Source organism: Actinoplanes subtropicus (assembly GCF_000721705.1).
In the GTDB taxonomy this organism is placed as follows: domain Bacteria; phylum Actinomycetota; class Actinomycetes; order Mycobacteriales; family Micromonosporaceae; genus Actinoplanes; species Actinoplanes subtropicus.
In genome coordinates, this window is sequence record NZ_JOJL01000001.1 from 208063 (window position 1) to 224678 (window position 16616).

12 protein-coding genes are annotated in these 16616 nt (G+C 73.5%); 5 read left to right on the plus strand and 7 right to left on the minus strand.

Going from position 1 to position 16616, the window contains the following annotated elements; all coding sequences use genetic code 11:
- Positions 1-2 precede the first annotated feature (2 nt).
- The 4 genes from IH26_RS0101010 to IH26_RS0101025 are packed head-to-tail and all read right to left on the minus strand — an operon-like array spanning position 3 to position 6270.
- Positions 3-1652 (minus strand): (2,3-dihydroxybenzoyl)adenylate synthase, encoded by a 1650-nt coding sequence (locus IH26_RS0101010; RefSeq protein WP_030434160.1) that lies wholly within the window; start codon positions 1650-1652, stop codon positions 3-5.
- Positions 1633-3849, minus strand: a complete 2217-nt coding sequence (locus tag IH26_RS61930) for an acetate--CoA ligase family protein (protein WP_030434161.1) — start codon at positions 3847-3849, stop codon at positions 1633-1635. Before IH26_RS61930 ends, IH26_RS0101010 begins: the two co-directional genes overlap by 20 nt.
- Positions 3846-5426, minus strand: coding sequence for an FAD-dependent monooxygenase (locus tag IH26_RS0101020; RefSeq protein ID WP_030434162.1), 1581 nt, complete (start codon positions 5424-5426; stop codon positions 3846-3848). Before IH26_RS0101020 ends, IH26_RS61930 begins: the two co-directional genes overlap by 4 nt.
- Before the next feature lie 49 nt (positions 5427-5475).
- Positions 5476-6270: a PaaX family transcriptional regulator gene (locus IH26_RS0101025; RefSeq protein WP_030434163.1), complete on the minus strand. Its 795-nt coding sequence runs from the start codon at positions 6268-6270 to the stop codon at positions 5476-5478.
- 78 nt (positions 6271-6348) lie between these two features.
- Here IH26_RS0101025 and IH26_RS56965 point away from each other — a divergent pair, with 78 nt between their 5' ends.
- Genes IH26_RS56965 through IH26_RS0101040 form a run of 3 tightly spaced genes read left to right on the plus strand, consistent with a single transcriptional unit; the run spans position 6349 to position 9501 of the window.
- Positions 6349-7101 carry an alpha/beta fold hydrolase gene (locus IH26_RS56965; RefSeq protein WP_211268539.1) on the plus strand — a complete coding sequence of 251 codons (753 nt, stop codon included), beginning with the start codon at positions 6349-6351 and terminating at the stop codon, positions 7099-7101.
- Entirely contained in the window at positions 7101-7874 is a 774-nt protein-coding gene (locus IH26_RS0101035) for a cyclase family protein (RefSeq protein WP_030434164.1), read from the plus strand. The genes IH26_RS56965 and IH26_RS0101035 overlap by 1 nt, the downstream gene beginning before the upstream one ends.
- A 16-nt stretch (positions 7875-7890) precedes the next feature.
- Positions 7891-9501 (plus strand): thiamine pyrophosphate-binding protein, encoded by a 1611-nt coding sequence (locus tag IH26_RS0101040; RefSeq protein WP_030434165.1) that lies wholly within the window; start codon positions 7891-7893, stop codon positions 9499-9501.
- 6 nt (positions 9502-9507) lie between these two features.
- Here IH26_RS0101040 and IH26_RS0101045 read toward each other — a convergent pair whose 3' ends face one another.
- Positions 9508-10035, minus strand: coding sequence for an adenylate/guanylate cyclase domain-containing protein (locus IH26_RS0101045; protein WP_169789697.1), 528 nt, complete (start codon positions 10033-10035; stop codon positions 9508-9510).
- Positions 10036-10051: 16 nt separating this feature from the next.
- Positions 10052-10450, minus strand: coding sequence for a hypothetical protein (locus IH26_RS0101050; protein ID WP_030434167.1), 399 nt, complete (start codon positions 10448-10450; stop codon positions 10052-10054).
- A gap of 158 nt (positions 10451-10608) precedes the next feature.
- Between IH26_RS0101050 and IH26_RS0101055 the strand changes: the two genes are divergently transcribed.
- Together IH26_RS0101055 and IH26_RS0101060 are read left to right on the plus strand one after the other, a co-directional pair.
- Positions 10609-12003 carry a patatin-like phospholipase family protein gene (locus IH26_RS0101055; protein WP_030434168.1) on the plus strand — a complete coding sequence of 465 codons (1395 nt, stop codon included), beginning with the start codon at positions 10609-10611 and terminating at the stop codon, positions 12001-12003.
- Positions 12000-14750 carry an AAA family ATPase gene (locus IH26_RS0101060; protein ID WP_051807189.1) on the plus strand — a complete coding sequence of 917 codons (2751 nt, stop codon included), beginning with the start codon at positions 12000-12002 and terminating at the stop codon, positions 14748-14750. Before IH26_RS0101055 ends, IH26_RS0101060 begins: the two co-directional genes overlap by 4 nt.
- A gap of 4 nt (positions 14751-14754) precedes the next feature.
- On the opposite strand, the gene IH26_RS0101065 is transcribed toward IH26_RS0101060, so the two are convergent.
- Positions 14755-16452, minus strand: coding sequence for a GMC oxidoreductase (locus tag IH26_RS0101065; protein ID WP_030434170.1), 1698 nt, complete (start codon positions 16450-16452; stop codon positions 14755-14757).
- Between the last annotated feature and the right edge of the window lie 164 nt (positions 16453-16616).

Sequence of the window (16616 nt, forward strand, 5' to 3'; positions counted from 1 at the left end):
CGTCAGCGCGCGGCGATGTCGGCCCGCAGCGCCTTCTTGTCCACCTTGCCGACCTTGGTGCTCGGCAGCTCGTCGACGACGACCAGCCGCTCGGGCAGCTTGAAGCGGGCGATCTCCATCCGCTCCAGGCCGGCCCGGATCTGGTCGAGGGTCACGCGGTGGCCGGGCTGCGGCACCACGTACACGCACACCCGCTCGCCCAGCTTGGGGTCCGGCATCGCCACCGCGGCCACCTGGCTGATGCCGGGCAGCTGGTAGACCAGGTTCTCGACCTCCTCGGCCGAGATCTTCTCGCCGGCCCGATTGATCATGTCCTTGTCGCGGCCTTCGACGATCAAATTCCCATCGGCCGTACGCCGGCAGATGTCACCACTGCGGTACCAGCCGTCCGCGGTGAACGCCCGCGCGTTCTGCTCGGGCGCCCGGTAGTAGCCGCGCGGCGTGTACGGCCCCCGGGTCAGCAGCGAGCCGGGCTCGCCCGGCGGCATGTCCCGATCGAACTCGTCGACGAGGCGTACCTCGTCGTCCGGACACATCGGACGGCCCTGCGTGGTGCAGACGACCTCGTCGGGGTCGTCGAGCCGGGTGTAGTTGAGCAGCCCCTCCGCCATCCCGAAGACCTGCTGCAGCCGCGCGCCCAGCACCGGGCCGACCCGGCGGGCCAGCTCGTCGGCGAGGCGCGCCCCGCCCACCTGCAGCACGCGCAGGGTGCTCAGCTCGCTCGCGCCGTGCTCGGCGGCGTGTTCCAGCCAGCGCCCGGCGACCGCCGGCACCACGGCGGTGTGCGTCACCCGCTCCGCGGCGATGGTGGCGAACGCCCGCGCCGGCTCGGGCGAGGGCAGCATGACGACCGTCCCGCCGGCCAGCAGCATGCCGAGGATCCCCGGGCAGGCGAGCGGGAAGTTGTGCCCGGCCGGCAGGGTGACCAGGTAGACCGTCCCGGCGTCGACGCCGCTGACCTCGGCGCTGGCCCGCGCGTTGTACGCGTAGTCGTCATGGGTACGGGCGATCAGCTTCGGGAGACCGGTGGTGCCGCCGGAAAGCAGGAACACGGCCACGTCGCGGCTGCCCGGCCGGGCCGCGTCCAGGCGAGCCCGGGCCGCCGCCGGGTCGTCGGCGGGCGCACAGACCGCCCGCAGGTCGACGCTGCCCGGCGCGACGTCGTCGCCGGCGACCAGCACGGTCCACGGCCCCGGCACGACCTCGGCCAGCTCGTGCCCGAGCCGCTGATGGTCGAAGTCCCGCAGCCGGTCGGGCACGGCGATCGCGGCCGCCTCGGCATGGGCGGCCAGGTAGGCCAGCTCGGTACGGCGGTGCCCGGGCAGGGCCATCACCGGCACGATGCCGGCCCGCAGGCAGGCGCCGGTGAGGACCACGAACTCCCACCCGTTGGCCAGCTGGACCACGATCCGGTCGCCGCCGGACAGGCCGAGGTCGAGCAGGCGGCCGGCGGCGGCGTCGATCCGGTCGAGCAGGTCGGCGTACGTGAACCGCAGCCCGCCGTCGACCAGGGCGAGCGCCTCCGGGGTCCGGTCGGCGGCGGCGCGCAGCAGGTCGCCGAGCGGCTGCCCGGCCCAGTACCCGGCCGCCACGTAGCGGGCGACCTCCGGGCCGGGCCAGGGAACGATGCCGTCACTGATCGGCGTGGCCAACGGGCACCTCCGGGTCGTTCGCGATGGAGACGGCGACGGCGTCCAGGGCGAACAGCCCCCGGCCGGTCAGTCGCAGCGGGTTGATCTCGATCTCGGTGAGCTGGGGGTTGGCGTGCAGCAGGTCGCCGAGCGCGACCAGCACGGCGGCGAACGATTCCGGGTCGAGGATCGGGCCGCCCCGCCAGCCGTCGAGCAGCGCCCGGGCGGCCAGCTCGCGGGGCATGGCGGCGGCCTCCGCGAGGGTCAGCGGTGCGAGCCGCAGCGCCACGTCGGCGAGCGCCTCGGCGGCGGTGCCGCCCAGGCCGCAGAGCACCACGGGGCCGAAGACCGGGTCGTGGCGGGCGCCGACGACGAGGTCGACGCCGGGCGGGGCCATGGATTCGACCAGGAAACGGCGAGCGCCGGCGGCCTCGAGGGCGTCGAGGGCTTCGTCCAGTTGGTCCGGCGTGGATACGTTGAGGCGTACGCCGCCGATTTCGGTTTTGTGCAGGACGGCCGCGTCGAGGAGTTTGACCGCCACGGGGGTGGGCAGGTCGGCCAGGGCCTGGTGGGCGTCGGCGCGGGTGGTGCAGGCGCGCCGGGGCATCGTGGGGATGCCGCGCTGGTCGAGGAGGGTCTTGGCCTGGTCCTCGTCCCACGGGCCGGGGCCGATCGGGTCGCCTGTGGACGACGGCGGAAAACTGTCAGACCCGGCTGCTTCACTGGGCCCCACCCAACCGGGCGGGGGCGGTTCGTGGCGGGCCGGCGCGGGCGATTTTTGGCCGGCCGGCGCGGGCAATTGGCCCGCTCGCAGGGACTGCTCGCGGCGGGCCGGCAGATCACGATGCAACGCCCGGAACCGGGACCGAGCATCGCCGACCAGCGCCCCGATCATGGCCGCCACCCCCGAGGGATCCCCCGCGACCGGCACCCCAAGATCGAGCAGCCCCCTCCGGACAGCGGCAACCTCAGCCCCCACCCCGCTGGTCCCGACCACCAGCGGCAAACCGCCCCCCGCCTCGACCGCCGCGACGAGATCGAACGCGTCCGGCTCGGCAATGGCAAACGCCGCCGTCACATCGACCCCCGGATCCGCCCCGACCGCCGCCAACACCCGGTCGAACCCCGCCCCCGGCCGCCCGGTGTCGACCGGATTCCGCTGATACGTGAGCGGCGGCAACAACCGACCGAGCTCCTCCCGTGTCCCCTCGGTGAGCTCCGGCACCCGCGCCTCCCGCCCGCGCAGCTCGTCCAGCAGCAACAGCCCCGGCCCGGCTTGCGCGGTCACCACCCCCACGCCCGGATCCGCCGCCGGCCGCAGCCGCGTCAGCGACAGCGCCGTCACCGCGTCCACCAGCTCCCGCTCGTCGCCGACCAGCACCGCCCCCGCCTGCGCCAGCGCCGCCCGGGTGGTCCGCCACGAGGTCGCGAGGGCCCCGGTGTGCGAGGCCGCAAACGCGCCCACCTCGTTGCGCCCGACCACGAGCGCCACGACCGGCACGGCGGGCACCAGCCGGGCCACCGCCTCGACCAGCCGCCGCCCATCGGGAACCGACTCGACGTGCAGCGCCACCGCACGGGTGTCCGGCCGGCCGCCGAGGTGGTCGAGCACGTCCGCGGCTGTGACATCGACGCCGTTGCCCAGCCCCACCGCGAGACTGACCCCGTGCCCCGCCTCGGTCAGCAGGAACGCGAGCGTGTGGTTGACGCCCCCGCTGGCGGCGACCACGGCGACCCGGCCGGCGGGCACCGCGCCGGCGCCGGGGACGAAGCTGGCGGTGAGCCCGTGGTGCGGGGCGAGGAAGCCGGACGTGTTCGGCCCGAGCAGCCGGATGCCGGTCTCGGCCGCGACGGCGGCGAGTTCGCGCTGGTGGCGTACGCCGTCGGGGCCGGCCTCGGCGAACCCGCCGCCGTAGACGATCGCCGCGCGGGCGCCGGCCGCGGCGGCCTCGGCGAGCGCGGTCGCGCAGGCCGCGGCGGGCAGGCAGATCATCGCGAGGTCGATCGGGCCCTGCCCGGCGGCGTCCCGGACCGAGGTGTGCATCCCGGGGCCGGCGTCGCGGGCGTTGACCAGCGCGACGTAGCCGGGAAATCCGCGCAGCGAGCGGGCCAGCGCCGCGCCGAGCTTCGCCGGGCTCCGGGACGCCCCGATCACCGCCACCCCGCGCGGCGCGAAGAGCGAGTCGAGCGAACAGGTGGTGGACAGCACGGCGGTCATGCGGACACCCTCGAGGACGCGACGAGGTCGGTCCGGCCGGACAGCACCGCGGTGATCGCCCGGTCGCGGTCCAGGTCGTCGTCGACCAGCAGCGCGGGCAGCCGGTGCCGCAACCGGACCTGCTCGGTGAGCAGCGATCGCGTGATCGGGGTGCCGCCGTGCACCGCCACCAGGGCCGGGCCGGAGGCGACCAGCCGGGCCAGCGTCTCCTCGGCGTCGGCGAGCCCGGACTCGTCGCCCGGCGCCTCCAGCCACGCGCCCCAATAGGCCCGTCCGGCCGGCGGCTCCGGCAGCAGCGCCAACTCGGCGCCGGGCAGTTCGGCCTCCGCGTACGCGCCCTGCCGGGTGACCGCCACGGTGCGGCCGCGCACCTGCCAGCCGGCCACCGTCACCGGGCTGGCGAGCGGCTCGGCCCCGTGGACCGCGCGCCACCGCTCGTGCGTGGCGCGGACGAAGCCGGGCGCCCGCCGGGCCAGCCGGGCGTCGGTGATGCTGCGGGACAGGAAGTGGTACGCGAACTGCCACGGCTCGAACGCGTCGTGGTACTGGCCGAACCGCTCCCACCAGCAGAGGCTGGGCCGGGCCGCGTCCTGGATGGCGTCGACCGAGGGCTGGGCGGCCGCCTCGTACGCCCGCAGCGCCGCCGGCAGGTCGTACCCGTGCTCGACGAGCGCCGCACTGAGCGCGATCGCGTCCTCCATCGCCATCTTCGTGCCGGACCCGACCGAGAAGTGCGCGGTGTGCACCGCGTCGCCCAGCAGCGCGACCGGCATCGGCTCGAAGGCGTGCCAGCGCTGCGTACGCCGGGTGCGGAAGCTGCCCCAGCGCGAGTTGTTCACCAGCAGCTGGTGCCCGTCGATGTGGTCGGCGAAGAGCTTTTCCAGGTACGCCTTGCTGGCCAGGTCGCTCGGCCCGGGCGGCTGCGTGACGTCGAAGGCGTCCAGCCCGGCCGCCCGCCACGACGGCTCGTCGCACTCCACGATGAACGTGCTGGTGTCGGGGCTGATCGGATATCCGTGCACCGCGAAGACCCCATCCGGGCCGCGCTCGTGCAGGAAGGTGAGCCCGTCGAAGAGGTAGTCGGTGCCGAACCAGATGAACTTGGCGGAGGCCGTCCGCACGGTCGAGCCCAGCCCGGCGGCGAGCCGCTCCCGGATCCGTGAGCCGGCGCCGTCGGCGGCCACCACGAGGTCGTAGCCGGCCAGGTCGTCGAGGCCGACCTCGGTGCGGAAGCGCAGCTCGGCGCCCATCTCGCCGGCCCGGGCCTGCATCAGCCGCAGCAGCGTGCGCCGGGCGATCGCGGCCATCCCGTTGCCGCCGCAGCGGATCCGCTCGCCCTTGAGCCGGACCTCGATGTCGTCCCAACGCCGGCCGTACGTGGACAGCGCCTCGCGCAGAACCGGGTCGGCCTCGTGGATGCCGGCCAGCGTGCGGTCGGAGAAGACCACCCCGAAGCCGAACGCGTCGTCGGCCCGGTTGCGTTCGAACACGGTCACCTCGACCGACGGGTCCGCTTGCCGAATGAGCGTGGCGAAGAACAGGCCGCCCGGCCCGCCGCCTGCTACCGCGATGCGCATGCCCTCAACGTATAACACTCATACTACGACCGTCCAGAATCTGAAACATCTAAGTCAAGACCTCGTCCACGTACGCCTCCGCCGGAGCCCGCAGCAGCCCATGCACCTGCAGGAACATCTCGTGCGCGGCCCGGCCCGACCAGCCGTCCGGCAGCAGTTCCGGGGGCAGGTCGGGATCGCGGAACGGGAACAGGCGGTAGTCGTGGATCAGCCCGATCCGCTCCACCAGCGCCCGCCGCCCGGTCGGCTCGCCCGCGCGGTACCCGGCGAGCCGCGGCTCGTACCGCCGGAGCAGTTCGGCGTAGTCCTTGTCGAGGGTGGCCAGGTCCCAGGCCCGTGCGGCCATGTCGCGGTCCGCGGCGAGCCCCTCCGAGCGGGCGTTGAACGTGTCGATCCGGACGGCCGGCCGGTCGGCGAAGCTCGCCCGCACCTCGCCGGCCCGGTCGTGCGGGCTGAGCCACACCCCCGACGCCAGCGGCCCGAAGCCGAGCCAGGTCAGCCGCTTGCGCAGCTGCTCGCGCAGGGCGCGCTCGGTCTCCGGCACCGAGTAGACGACCATCCGCCACTGCCCGTCCCACGGCCCGGTGGCCCGGGCGAAGATGCGGGTGCGCCCCTCGTCGAGCAGCTTCCACGCCTGGTCGGTGAGGGCGTACACGGTCTCCCGGCCGTCCCGCCGGGCCTCGAGCCAGCCCTCCTTGCGCAGCCGGGTGGCGACCACCCGGACCGTCGCCTCGGGCACGTCGAAGCTCTCCATCAGGGTGGTCAGCGTGCGTAGCCGCACCTCGCCGCCGCGATAGCGCAGATAGTCGCCGAACAGGTCGAAAACCAGCGACCGTGCCTTCATCAAAACCTCAACGTTTCATATCCTTGACGACCGTCATCCAATAGTCTCATCATGAGGATCCTCGGACAAGGAGGAGTCATGCCGGAAACCTTCGTACTCATCACCGGTGCCTGCCACGGCGGCTGGAGCTGGCGGCCGGTCGCCGAGCAGCTGCGGGCCGCCGGTCACCAGGTGCTCACCCCCACCCTGCCCGGTCTCGCCGACGGCGACGACCCCCGGCGGCACAGTCTGGACGATGTCGCCGACTACATCGTCGCCCTGGTCGAGCGGCACGACCTGGCCGACGTCACGATGGTGGCGCACAGCTGGGGCGGCTACCCGATGACCGGCGCGGCGCACCGGCTCGCCCCGCGGCTGCGCAAGCTGGTCTACTGGAGCGCCTTCGTCCCGGCCGAGGGGGTCCCGCTGATGGGCGAGGTCCCGCCGCACTACGCCGAGATGTTCACCCAGGTCGCCGCGGCTTCGGGCAACAACAGCGTGCTCTTCCCGTACGAGGTGTTCACCGCGGCCTTCATGCAGGACGCGGAGGAGGGCCTGCAGCGCCTCGTGCACGGCCTGCTGACCCGCAGCCGATGCAGTACTTCACCGAGACCGTCAAGCCGATCGACCCGGCGGCGCTCGGCGTGCCGGCCAGCTACGTGGTCGGCGCCGAGGACATCTCGCTGCCGCCCGGCGAGTACGGCTGGACGCCGCGCTTCCCCGAGCGCCTGGGCGACGTGCCGGTCATCGAGGCGCCCGGCAGCCACGAGGCCCAGTTCACCCGGCCGGCCGAGCTGGCCGCCGCGCTCGTCAAGGCTTGACCGCCGGCCGAAGCGCTCTAGGCTCGCCTGATGGGCGTTCTGTCGGAACTGGTGTCCGGAATCAGCGCCGGGACGATCGAGGTCGTCGATCTCACCGCCCCGCTCTCCAGCGAGACCCCGATCCTCAAGCTGCCCCCGCCGTTCGCCGACACGATCACCTTCGGGCTCGAGGAGATCAGCCGGTACGACGACCGGGGGCCGGCCTGGTACTGGAACAACATCCACACCGGCGAGCACACCGGCACCCACCTGGACGCGCCGATCCACTGGGTGACCGCGAAGGACGGCGACGACGTCTCGCAGATCCGACCCCAGCGGCTGGTCGCGCCGGCCGTCGTGGTGGACGTGTCGGATCGGGTGGCGTCCGATCACGACTACCTGCTCACGGTCGACGACCTCCGCGATTGGGAGCGGTCGCACGGGCCGCTTCCGGCGGGCGGTTGGCTGTTGCTGCGTACGGGATGGGACGCCCGCTCCGCCGACCAGCAGGCCTTCCTCAACGCCGACGAGACCGGCCCGCACACCCCGGGCATCTCGGTCGAGGCCGCCAGGTGGCTGGCCGAGGAGGCGCCGGTGATCGGCGTGGGCGTCGAGACGGTCGGCACCGACGCGGGCGCCGCCCACTCGTTCGACCCGCCCTTCCCGTGCCACTCCTTCGTGCTGGGCGCCGGCAAGTACGGCCTGACCCAGCTGCAGAACCTGCGCCTGCTCCCGCCGACCGGCGCGGTCGTGATCGCCGCCCCGCTGCCGATCGTCGGCGGCTCGGGCAGCCCCACCCGAGTGCTGGCCCTGGTCGAACGATGAACAAGAGCGTCGAACGATGAACGTCGCCGAGGTGGTCGGCACAACGCTGGCCGGTCTCGGCGCCGACCGGGTGTTCGGCGTGGTCGGCAGCGGCAACTTCCACGTGACCAACGCACTCGTGGCGGCCGGCGCCCGCTTCGTCGCCACCCGGCACGAGGCGGGTGCGGCCGTCGCCGCCGACGCGTACGCCCGGGTCAGCGGCCGCCCCGGCATAGTCACCGTCCACCAGGGCTGCGGCCTGACCAACGCGATGACCGGGATAGCCGAGGCCGCCAAGAGCCGTACCCCCATGATCGTTCTGGCCGCCGAGGCCACCGCCCCGCGCTCGAACTTCCGCGTGGACCAGGAGGCGCTGGCCATCGCCGTGGGCGCGACCAGCCGCCGGGTCCGCGGCGCCGATACCGCCGTCGAGGACACCGCCGGCGCCTGGCAGGTGGCGGTAGCGGAACGGCGTACGGTCGTCCTGAATTTGCCTTTGGAGGTGCAGGCCGCGCCGGCCTTACTCAGCGCGCCCCCGACGTTCGATCGCATTCTGCCCGACAAAACGGATTTGTCCGAAGTGGTCGAGCTGCTTGCCGAGGCCGAGCGCCCGGTCTTCATCGCCGGCCGCGGCGCGCTGCACGCCCGCGCCGAGCTCACCGACCTGGCCGCCGAGTGCGGCGCCCTGCTCGCCACCTCGGCCGTGGCCAAGGGCCTGTTCGCCGGCGACCCGTGGAGCCTGGACGTCTCCGGCGGCTTCGCCACCCCGGTCGCGGCCGAGCTGATCACCGCGGCCGACGCCGTGGTCGCGTGGGGTTCCTCGCTGAACATGTGGACCACCCGGCACGGCGGCCTGATCTCCTCGGCCGCCACCGTGGTACAGGTGGACCTGGACCCCGACGCGCTCGGCGCCCACCACCGGGTCGACCTGGGCATCGTCGGCGACGTGGCCGAGTGCGCCCGCGCGCTGCTCAGCGGCGCGACCCGGACCGGTTATCGCGTGCCGCCGATCCGGGCGCGGCTGGCCGCCGAGGGGCGCTGGCGCGACGTCCCGTACGCGGACGACGGTGACGACGAGCACATCGATCCGCGCACGTTCACGATCGCGCTGGACGGGATCCTCCCGGCCGAGCGGGTGATCGCCGTGGATTCCGGCAACTTCATGGGCTACCCGTCGATGTTCCTGTCCGTCCCCGACCATCGCGGCTTCTGCTTCACCCAGGCGTTCCAGTCGATCGGCCTCGGCCTGGCCACCGCGCTCGGCGCCGCGCTCGCCTCGCCCGGCCGGCTCCCGATCGCGGCCTGCGGCGACGGCGGCTTCCTGATGGCGATCGCCGAGCTGGAGACGATCCGCCGGCTCGGCCTCGGCATGCTGATCGTGGTCTACAACGACAACGCGTACGGCGCGGAGGTCCACCACTTCGGCCCGGCCGGCCACCCGCTCGACACCGTCGTCTTCCCGGAGACCGACCTCGCCGCGATCGCCCGCGGCTACGGCTGCGAGGCGGTGACCGTCCGCGACCCGGCCGACCTGGCCCCGGTGCGCAAGTGGTCGGCCGGGCCTCGCTCGGTCCCGATGGTGGTCGACGCCAAGGTCTCCGCGACCCGCCCCTCCTGGTGGCTGGAGGAGGCGTTCCGCGGCCACTGAAAGGCATCAGGCGACGACGCGATGAGCGACGATCGCGTCGGCTGTGCCCGTCAGCGTCACGCAGGCCGGCGTTGCCGCGCCGACCTGCTCGGCGACCCGGCCGAACGCCATCGGCCCGAGCTGCAACTCGCCGGCCGCGGCCAGGTCGCAGAGCCGTTTGCCGATGTTGACGACCCGGCCCCACACCGCGAACCGGCCCGGCTCCCAGGAGGGCGTCACCAGCACCTCGCCGCATTCGACGCCGGCGTGCACCGGCATGTCGGCCGAGACCTGGAGCGTGGCGAGCGCCGCCCGCACCGCGCTGCCCACCTCGTCGCCGGCGGTACGCAGGCCGAAGACGGCCATGAAGCCGTCACCGAGAACCTGCTGGATCTCGCCGCCGTGCCGCTGGACGACCCGGCTGAGCTCGTCCAGCACCGGGCGTACGGTCCGGTAGACCTCCTCCGGCGGCACGGACTCGACGAGCCGGGTGAATCCGGTGATGTCGACGAACAGCACGGCGACGTGCCGCCGGAAGGAACCGTCCTCGGCCATGGCGAGCATCGGACAGTCAGACCGACACCACGACGGTGCCGCTGCGGGCCGACGAGTAGTCGGTGAAGACCCCGGCGGTGACCTTGTACGTCGCGATCGCCTCGAGGACGTCGCCCTCGTTCGCCGCCCAGCCGCCGCTCACCTTGATCCGCAGTTCCTGGTTCAGCGGGTCGGGGTTGTCGACCGGGATGAGCACGTTCTCCAGCGACTGCTGCTGGAGCACGGTGGACCGGCTGAGGTTGACGACCGAGACGAAGAGGTTCTCCTTGGAGACGACCTCCATCAGGTCCTTGCCGATCTCGACGTTGGCGATCACGTCGAACGCGGCGCCGGCGGTCACCGTGTCGGCCGTGAAGAAGGAGTTCTCGTCGACGACGTACAGCAGCTTGATGTTGGCGTCCTGGTTGCCCGGCATGGCAACTCCCTTCGAGTGCGGTAAGTGCCTCTCACTCTCCGGCCGGTGCCGCCACCAGGGCTTCCGGGCTTTCCCTAACGCTTGTTCCGGGGAATCCCTTGCGGAATGCCGACAGTCGTGTTGTCCGGATCCGGTCGAGTTGCGAGAGTCGATGTGCCATGACGATCCAGCTGGCGCTGACCCTTCCCGGTGGCGTGGCGTTGGGCGCCTTCGAGGCAGGCGCCCTGGCCGCGCTCGTCGTTGCGGTCGGCGACCTGTGCGAGGGCGACGAGCCGCAGGTCTGCGTCGACCTGATCGGCGCCTCCTCGGCCGGCGCGCTGACCAGCGTGCTCGTCGTCCGGGCGCTGCTCGAGGGGCTCGACCCGGTGGATCTGCTCCGGCGCGCCTGGGTCGAGGAGGCGTCGCTGCCCGCGCTCCTGCGGGCCGGGCCCGGCCGGGCGCCGCTCTCCGGCGCGGCCCTGCAACGCCTGGCCGAGACGTTCCTGCACGCCCCGGGCCGGCCGACCGGTCACCGGCAGTCGGTGCCGATCGAGGTCTCGGTGGCGCTGACCAACCTGCGCGGGCTCGCCTACCGCACCGCGGCCGGCGACGAGCCGATCGTCACGTACCTGGACTGGGGTGACTTCACCGCGGAACCGGGGCCCGGCGGCGTCCGGTTCGACACCCCCTCGGGCGTGCCGATGATCGAGCTGGTCCTGGCGTCGGCCGCCAATCCGGTCGGCTTCCTGCCCCGGCTGCTCACCCGCTCCCCGGACGGGGCGGTCGAAAACTTCCCCGGGACCAAGGCTTTCTGGTACGCCGATGGCAGCCTCCTCAAGCGCAAGCCGCTCGGCCGCACCATGCACCTGGCGAGGGCCCGGCCCGCGGATCGTCGGGTCCACGTCGTCCTCGATCCACTCCCGGTCGCGGTCTCCGCCGGGCGCGACTGGGCCGACCCGGCCACCCCGCCGACCTGGCTCGCGACGCTGCGCCGGAGCGTGCAGATCATGGATGCCCAGTCCGTCCTCGACGACGTCCGGGAGTCCCAGGAGGTCAACGAGCGCTGCCGAGCCGTGGAGGTGCTCGCCCGCCACCTCGAAGGGCTGGACGAGCACAGCCGCGAACAGGTCCGGGCCGCGCTCGGGCGGGCGGTCTCCGAACTGGGCGGCGCCCCCACCGGCGACATCGGCGGCGCGCTGGCCCGGGCGGCCGGCGTGGTGTCGCGCCGCGAGGTGCCGATCGAGCTGATCTCGCCCGATCTGGTGGGCGGGGCCGTCGCCGGGAACTTCCTGTTCCGCTTCGGCGGGCTGCTCGACCGTGACCTGCGGCAGAGCGACTTCGACCTCGGTTACTCATCGGTGCTCGCCTGGCTCGACCAGCGCCCGCTGGAGCGGTACGGCCTGCCCTCCGACGCCGCCGACAAGGCCACCCGGGCCGCCTACGAGGCGTACGAGCCGGGCGACTCGCGGCGAGTAGGTGATCGCCCGCTGCCGTGGCGGGCCCGGTTCGCGGTCGCCCGGCTGCTCGGCCGGATGGGTTACGTCGCCACCCGAGACGCGCTGGCCCGGCGATGACCACCTCGGGGCTCGTCGGGCGGGCCATCGAGTGCCGAGCCGTCCTGCGCCTGCTGGAGACGGTCCGGGAGGAGCGCCGCAGCCAGGTGCTGGTGATCCGGGGCGAGCCCGGGATCGGCAAGACCTCGCTGACCCAGTTCGCCCGCCGGCAGGCCACCGGCATGCTGGTCCTCTCGGTCACCGGCACGCCGACCGAGACCGACCTGCCGTTCGCCGGGCTGCACGCGCTGCTCCAGCCGCTGCTGGAGTTACTGCCGGGCATGCCCGAGGGCCAGCAGGCAGCGCTCAAGGCCGCGCTGGCGCTCGCGCCCGGTGCGCCGGAGAACCGCTTCGCCACGTACGCGGCGACGTTCGGCCTGATCACCACCGCGTCCGCCCGGCAGCCGATGCTGATCTGCGTCGACGACCTGCACTGGCTGGACGTGCCCACGGTCGAGGCGCTGTCGTTCACCGCGCGCCGGCTGCAGGCGGACCCGGTCGGCCTGATCATGGCCGAGCGCTCCGAGGCCCGCACGTCTTTGGACGTACGCCCGTTCCAGGTCATCAACCTCGGCGGGCTGATCGTCGGCGACGTCGCCCGGTTGCTCGACGAGGCCGGCACCCCGGCGATCGCGCCGGTGGTCGAGCAGCTGGCCCGGCAGACCGGCGGCAACCCGCTCGCGCTGCGCGAGGTCGCGGCCCAGCTCAGCGCCGCCCAGCGGGCCGGCACGGTGCCGGTGCCCGAGCCGCTGCCGGCCGGCCTGGCGGCGGAGGAGCTGTTCGCCGAGCGGGTCCGGGCGCTGGGCGACGCGGCCCGGGTCGGCCTGCTGGTGGCCGCCGCCGAACCGGCCGCCGACCTGCGGGTCCTGCTGCGCGCGGCGGCCGAGCTCGGCGAGCGGGACGACGTGTTCGACCAGGCGGAGAAGGCCGGCCTGATCCGGGTGGACGACGCCCGCGTGCAGTTCCGGCACCCGCTGATCCCGTCCACCGTGTTCGCGCTGACCACCGACGCCGAGCGCCGGGCGGCCCATCGCGCGATCGCCGGCGCGCTGGACGGTCCCGAGGACGCCGACCGGCGGGCCTGGCACCTGGCGCACGCCGCGACCGGCCGGGACGAGGAGGCGGCGCACGCGCTGGAGGCCGCGGCCGCGAACGCCCGGCGCCGCGGCGGATACGCGGCCGCCGCGGCCGCGCTCGCCCGGGCGGCCGCGCTCACCGAGGGGGCCGAGGCACGGGCCGGCCGGCTGCGCGGCGCGGCCGAGAACGCCCGGGTCGCCGGGCAGGCCGAGGCGGCCATGCAGCATCTGGAGGTCGCCCTCGGCATCGCCACCGATACCCAACTGCGCGCCGAACTGTTCCACACGCTCGGCCGCATCCATCTGTTCCACGGCCAGGTCCGCCAGGCGGTGACCATGCTCGCCCAGGGCTCCGAGCTGCTCGACCGGCTCGACCCGGTCGAGGCGACCTCCCTGCTCGCCGAGGCGGCCTTCGCCGCGTTGATGGCCGGCCGCGTGCTGGAGTCGCTGGACATGGCACGCCGGGCCTGTGACCGGGTGCCGCCACCGGGCAGCTCGGCCGACCTCATCTCGCAGTTGATCCTCGGCATGGCCCTCTTCCACCTGACCCCCACCTCGGAGAGCAGCCGGGTGCTGGACAACGCGGCCGCCATCGCGGAGTCCAACCTCGCCACGGTCGACCCCGAGTACGCCGTCTTCGCCGCGCTCGCCCTGCTCTGGACCGGGCAGGTCGAGCGGGCCGAGGCGCTGCTGCGGCACGTCGAGGACGAGGCCCGGCGCAGCGTCGCGCTCGGCCTGCTGCCGTGCGTGCTCTACGGCTGGTCGTACGTGCGCGCCCGCACCGGCCGGTTCAGCGTGGCGAGCGCCCAGGCCGCGGAGGCGGTGGAGATCGCCGACGAGACCGGCGAGCACCTGTGGCGGTACTTAAACGGCGGCTGCCTGGCCTACGTCGCGGCCATGCGCGGCCGGGAGGAGGAGTGCCTCGACCTGCTGGCCCGGGTGACCGAGACCGCCCGGCGGCTGGAGATCGAGTACCCGGCCACCATCCAGGACTCGCTCGGGCTGCTGGCCCTGAGCCTGGGCCGCTACCAGGAGGCGATCGACCAGCTGGAGCCGGTCAACCGGGCCGGTCTGCGCGAGACCGGGCCGATCATGCTGGGCCGGCCGACCGCGTTCGACCTGGTCGAGGCGTATCTGCGGGCCGGGCGGCCGCTCGCGCCCGAGCTGGCCGAGCAGGTCGGCACGCTGAGCCGGCAGGACGAGTTCCCGGCCGTGGCGGCGCTGGCGATGCGCTGCCGGGGGCTCGACGCGGCCGAGGAGTACGACGAGCTGTTCGCGGCGGCGTACCGGATGCACGACGCGGCCCCGAACGCGCTGGCCCGGGCCCGCACCGCGCTCTGCTACGGCGAACGGCTGCGCCGCTCCGGCCGCCGGGTCGAGGCGCGCCGGCATCTGCGGGCCGCGTTCGACGCCTTCACCCGGATGGACGCCGGTGTCTGGACCAGCCGCGCCAAGCAGGAGCTGCGCGCCGCCGGCGAGCGGGTGGTGCCCACGGCCGAGGGGCTGGTCGCCCAGCTGACCCCGCAGGAGCTGCAGATCGCGATGTCGGTGGCCGGCGGGCTGAGCAACCGGGAGACGGCCCGCAAGCTCTTCCTCAGCGAGAAGACCGTCGAGTTCCACCTGAGCCGGATCTACCGGAAGATCGGGGTCCGGTCACGGACCGAGCTCGCCCGGCAGATCCTCACCCAGTGACTCGTCAGCGCCGCGTTTCCCCGGCGATGATCGCCTCCGCCGACCAGTCGGCGAACGCGGCGATGGTCAGGCTCGGATTCGGCCCGACCGCGCCCGGCATCGCCGAGCCGTCCACCACGAACAGCCCGTCCCGCCCGAAGGCCTGGCCGAACCGGTCGACCACGCCGTGCTCCGGGTCCCGGCCCATCGGCACGCCGCCGAGCGGGTGCACCGTGGTGATCCGCCGCAGGTACCGCCACTGTGGGGTGTCCCGATAGGTCGCGCCGAGCCGGTCGCTGATCTGCCGCAGCGCGTCCCGCATGCCCCGGTGGTAGTCGCGGGACGACCGCCGGTTCCAGTTGACGCCGAGGTATTCGTTGTTCCGCCCGCGCAGGTACATCGTGCCGTCCGGCACGTCGCGCCCCATCCCGAGCAGCGGCAGCGAACTGGAGGTCAGCGTGCCCGGCCCGATCAGGTCGGCGAAGTCGGCGCCGATCCGCGCGTCCGGGTTGCCGAGCGCCCACGCCAAAAACCTTTTGAAAGCAAACTTGACCGTACGCCCGGGGAGGCCTATTCCGGCGCTCTCGGTGAGCCAGTCGACGAACGCCGGATAGCCGCCGTCCTCGATGTAGTAGCCGCGCGCCCGCGGATCCCGAGGGTCGAGCGGAACCTCGGCCGCGCCCGTGACGACGGGCCCGCGGTCGGCGTCCAGCGCCAGCGGCTTGCCGTCCGCCCCCTTGGCCCGCAGCGCGAGCGCCAGGAAGTCCCCGTTCCCGGAGAACCGGGTGCCCAGCGGCCCGTCCGGCTGGGGCCGGACCAGACCCGGCAGGTTCCCGGCGTTGCGCAGCAGGAGGTAGGTCGAGCCGAGCGCGCCGGCGGCGAGCACCACCCGCCGGGCCCGGACCTCCCGCGGCGTCGGCGCGGCGTCGCCCTCGAGGTGGTGCTGCACGTACCGCACGACGTACTCGCCGTCCTCGTACACGATGTCCCGGACCTCGGAGAGCACCCGGATGTCGGCCTTGTCCCGGGCCAGCGACAGGTACGTGTGATCCAGCGAGTTCTTGCTGCCGTAGTTGCAGCCGATGTCGCACTCCCCGCACAACCGGCAGGTGAGCCGCACGGTCGGCGGCCGCCCCGGCCGATCGTGGACGTTGCCGAAGCTGGGCGCCGTGATCGGCGCACCCGGGTGCGCGGTCGTGTACCCGTTGGCGAAGCTGACCGCCAGCCGCGCCGGCACCCAGTGCAGCTCCGACTCGTTGACGGCCTGCCGGAACGCGGTCACCTTCGGAATCGCGTAGTCCGGCTCGTTGTGCGGGTACGCGGTGACCCCCATGATCCGCTCGACGCTCTGGTAATGCGGCAGCAGCTCGCGGTAGCTGATCGGCCAGTCCTCCCCGCCGTTCGAGCTGTGCACGAACCAGTCGGGCGGCTTGCGGAGCAGCACGTTCGCGTAGATCAGCGAGCCCCCGCCGAGTCCGCTGGAGACCACGGCGTCGACCCCGCGGAAGGTCCAGATGTCGAAGAGCCCGTGCCGGTGCTCGTCCGGACTCCAGACGGCCCGCCCGAGCCCCGCCGGACTGCGCTCGAACGACCCCGGCGGGTAGGCCTTGCCGCGCTCCAGCAGGCACACCGCCTCCCCGGCGTGGCTGAGCCGGTACGTCATCACCGACCCCCCGAACCCGGAGCCGATGACGATCGTGTCGAATTTGACCTGGCTGTTCATGACTCTGTTACCCCCACGGTTCCCGTGTCCGTCGCTGTCAAGGAACCTCGGCGCAAACCGGGGTGGCAAGGCATGCTCCAGGGAACGAGGGATTCCCATTAAGCAGTGCGTCCGCCCCCGCCGAGTCCCTAGGGGTCTGACGGATGCGAGCCGCGCGACCAGCA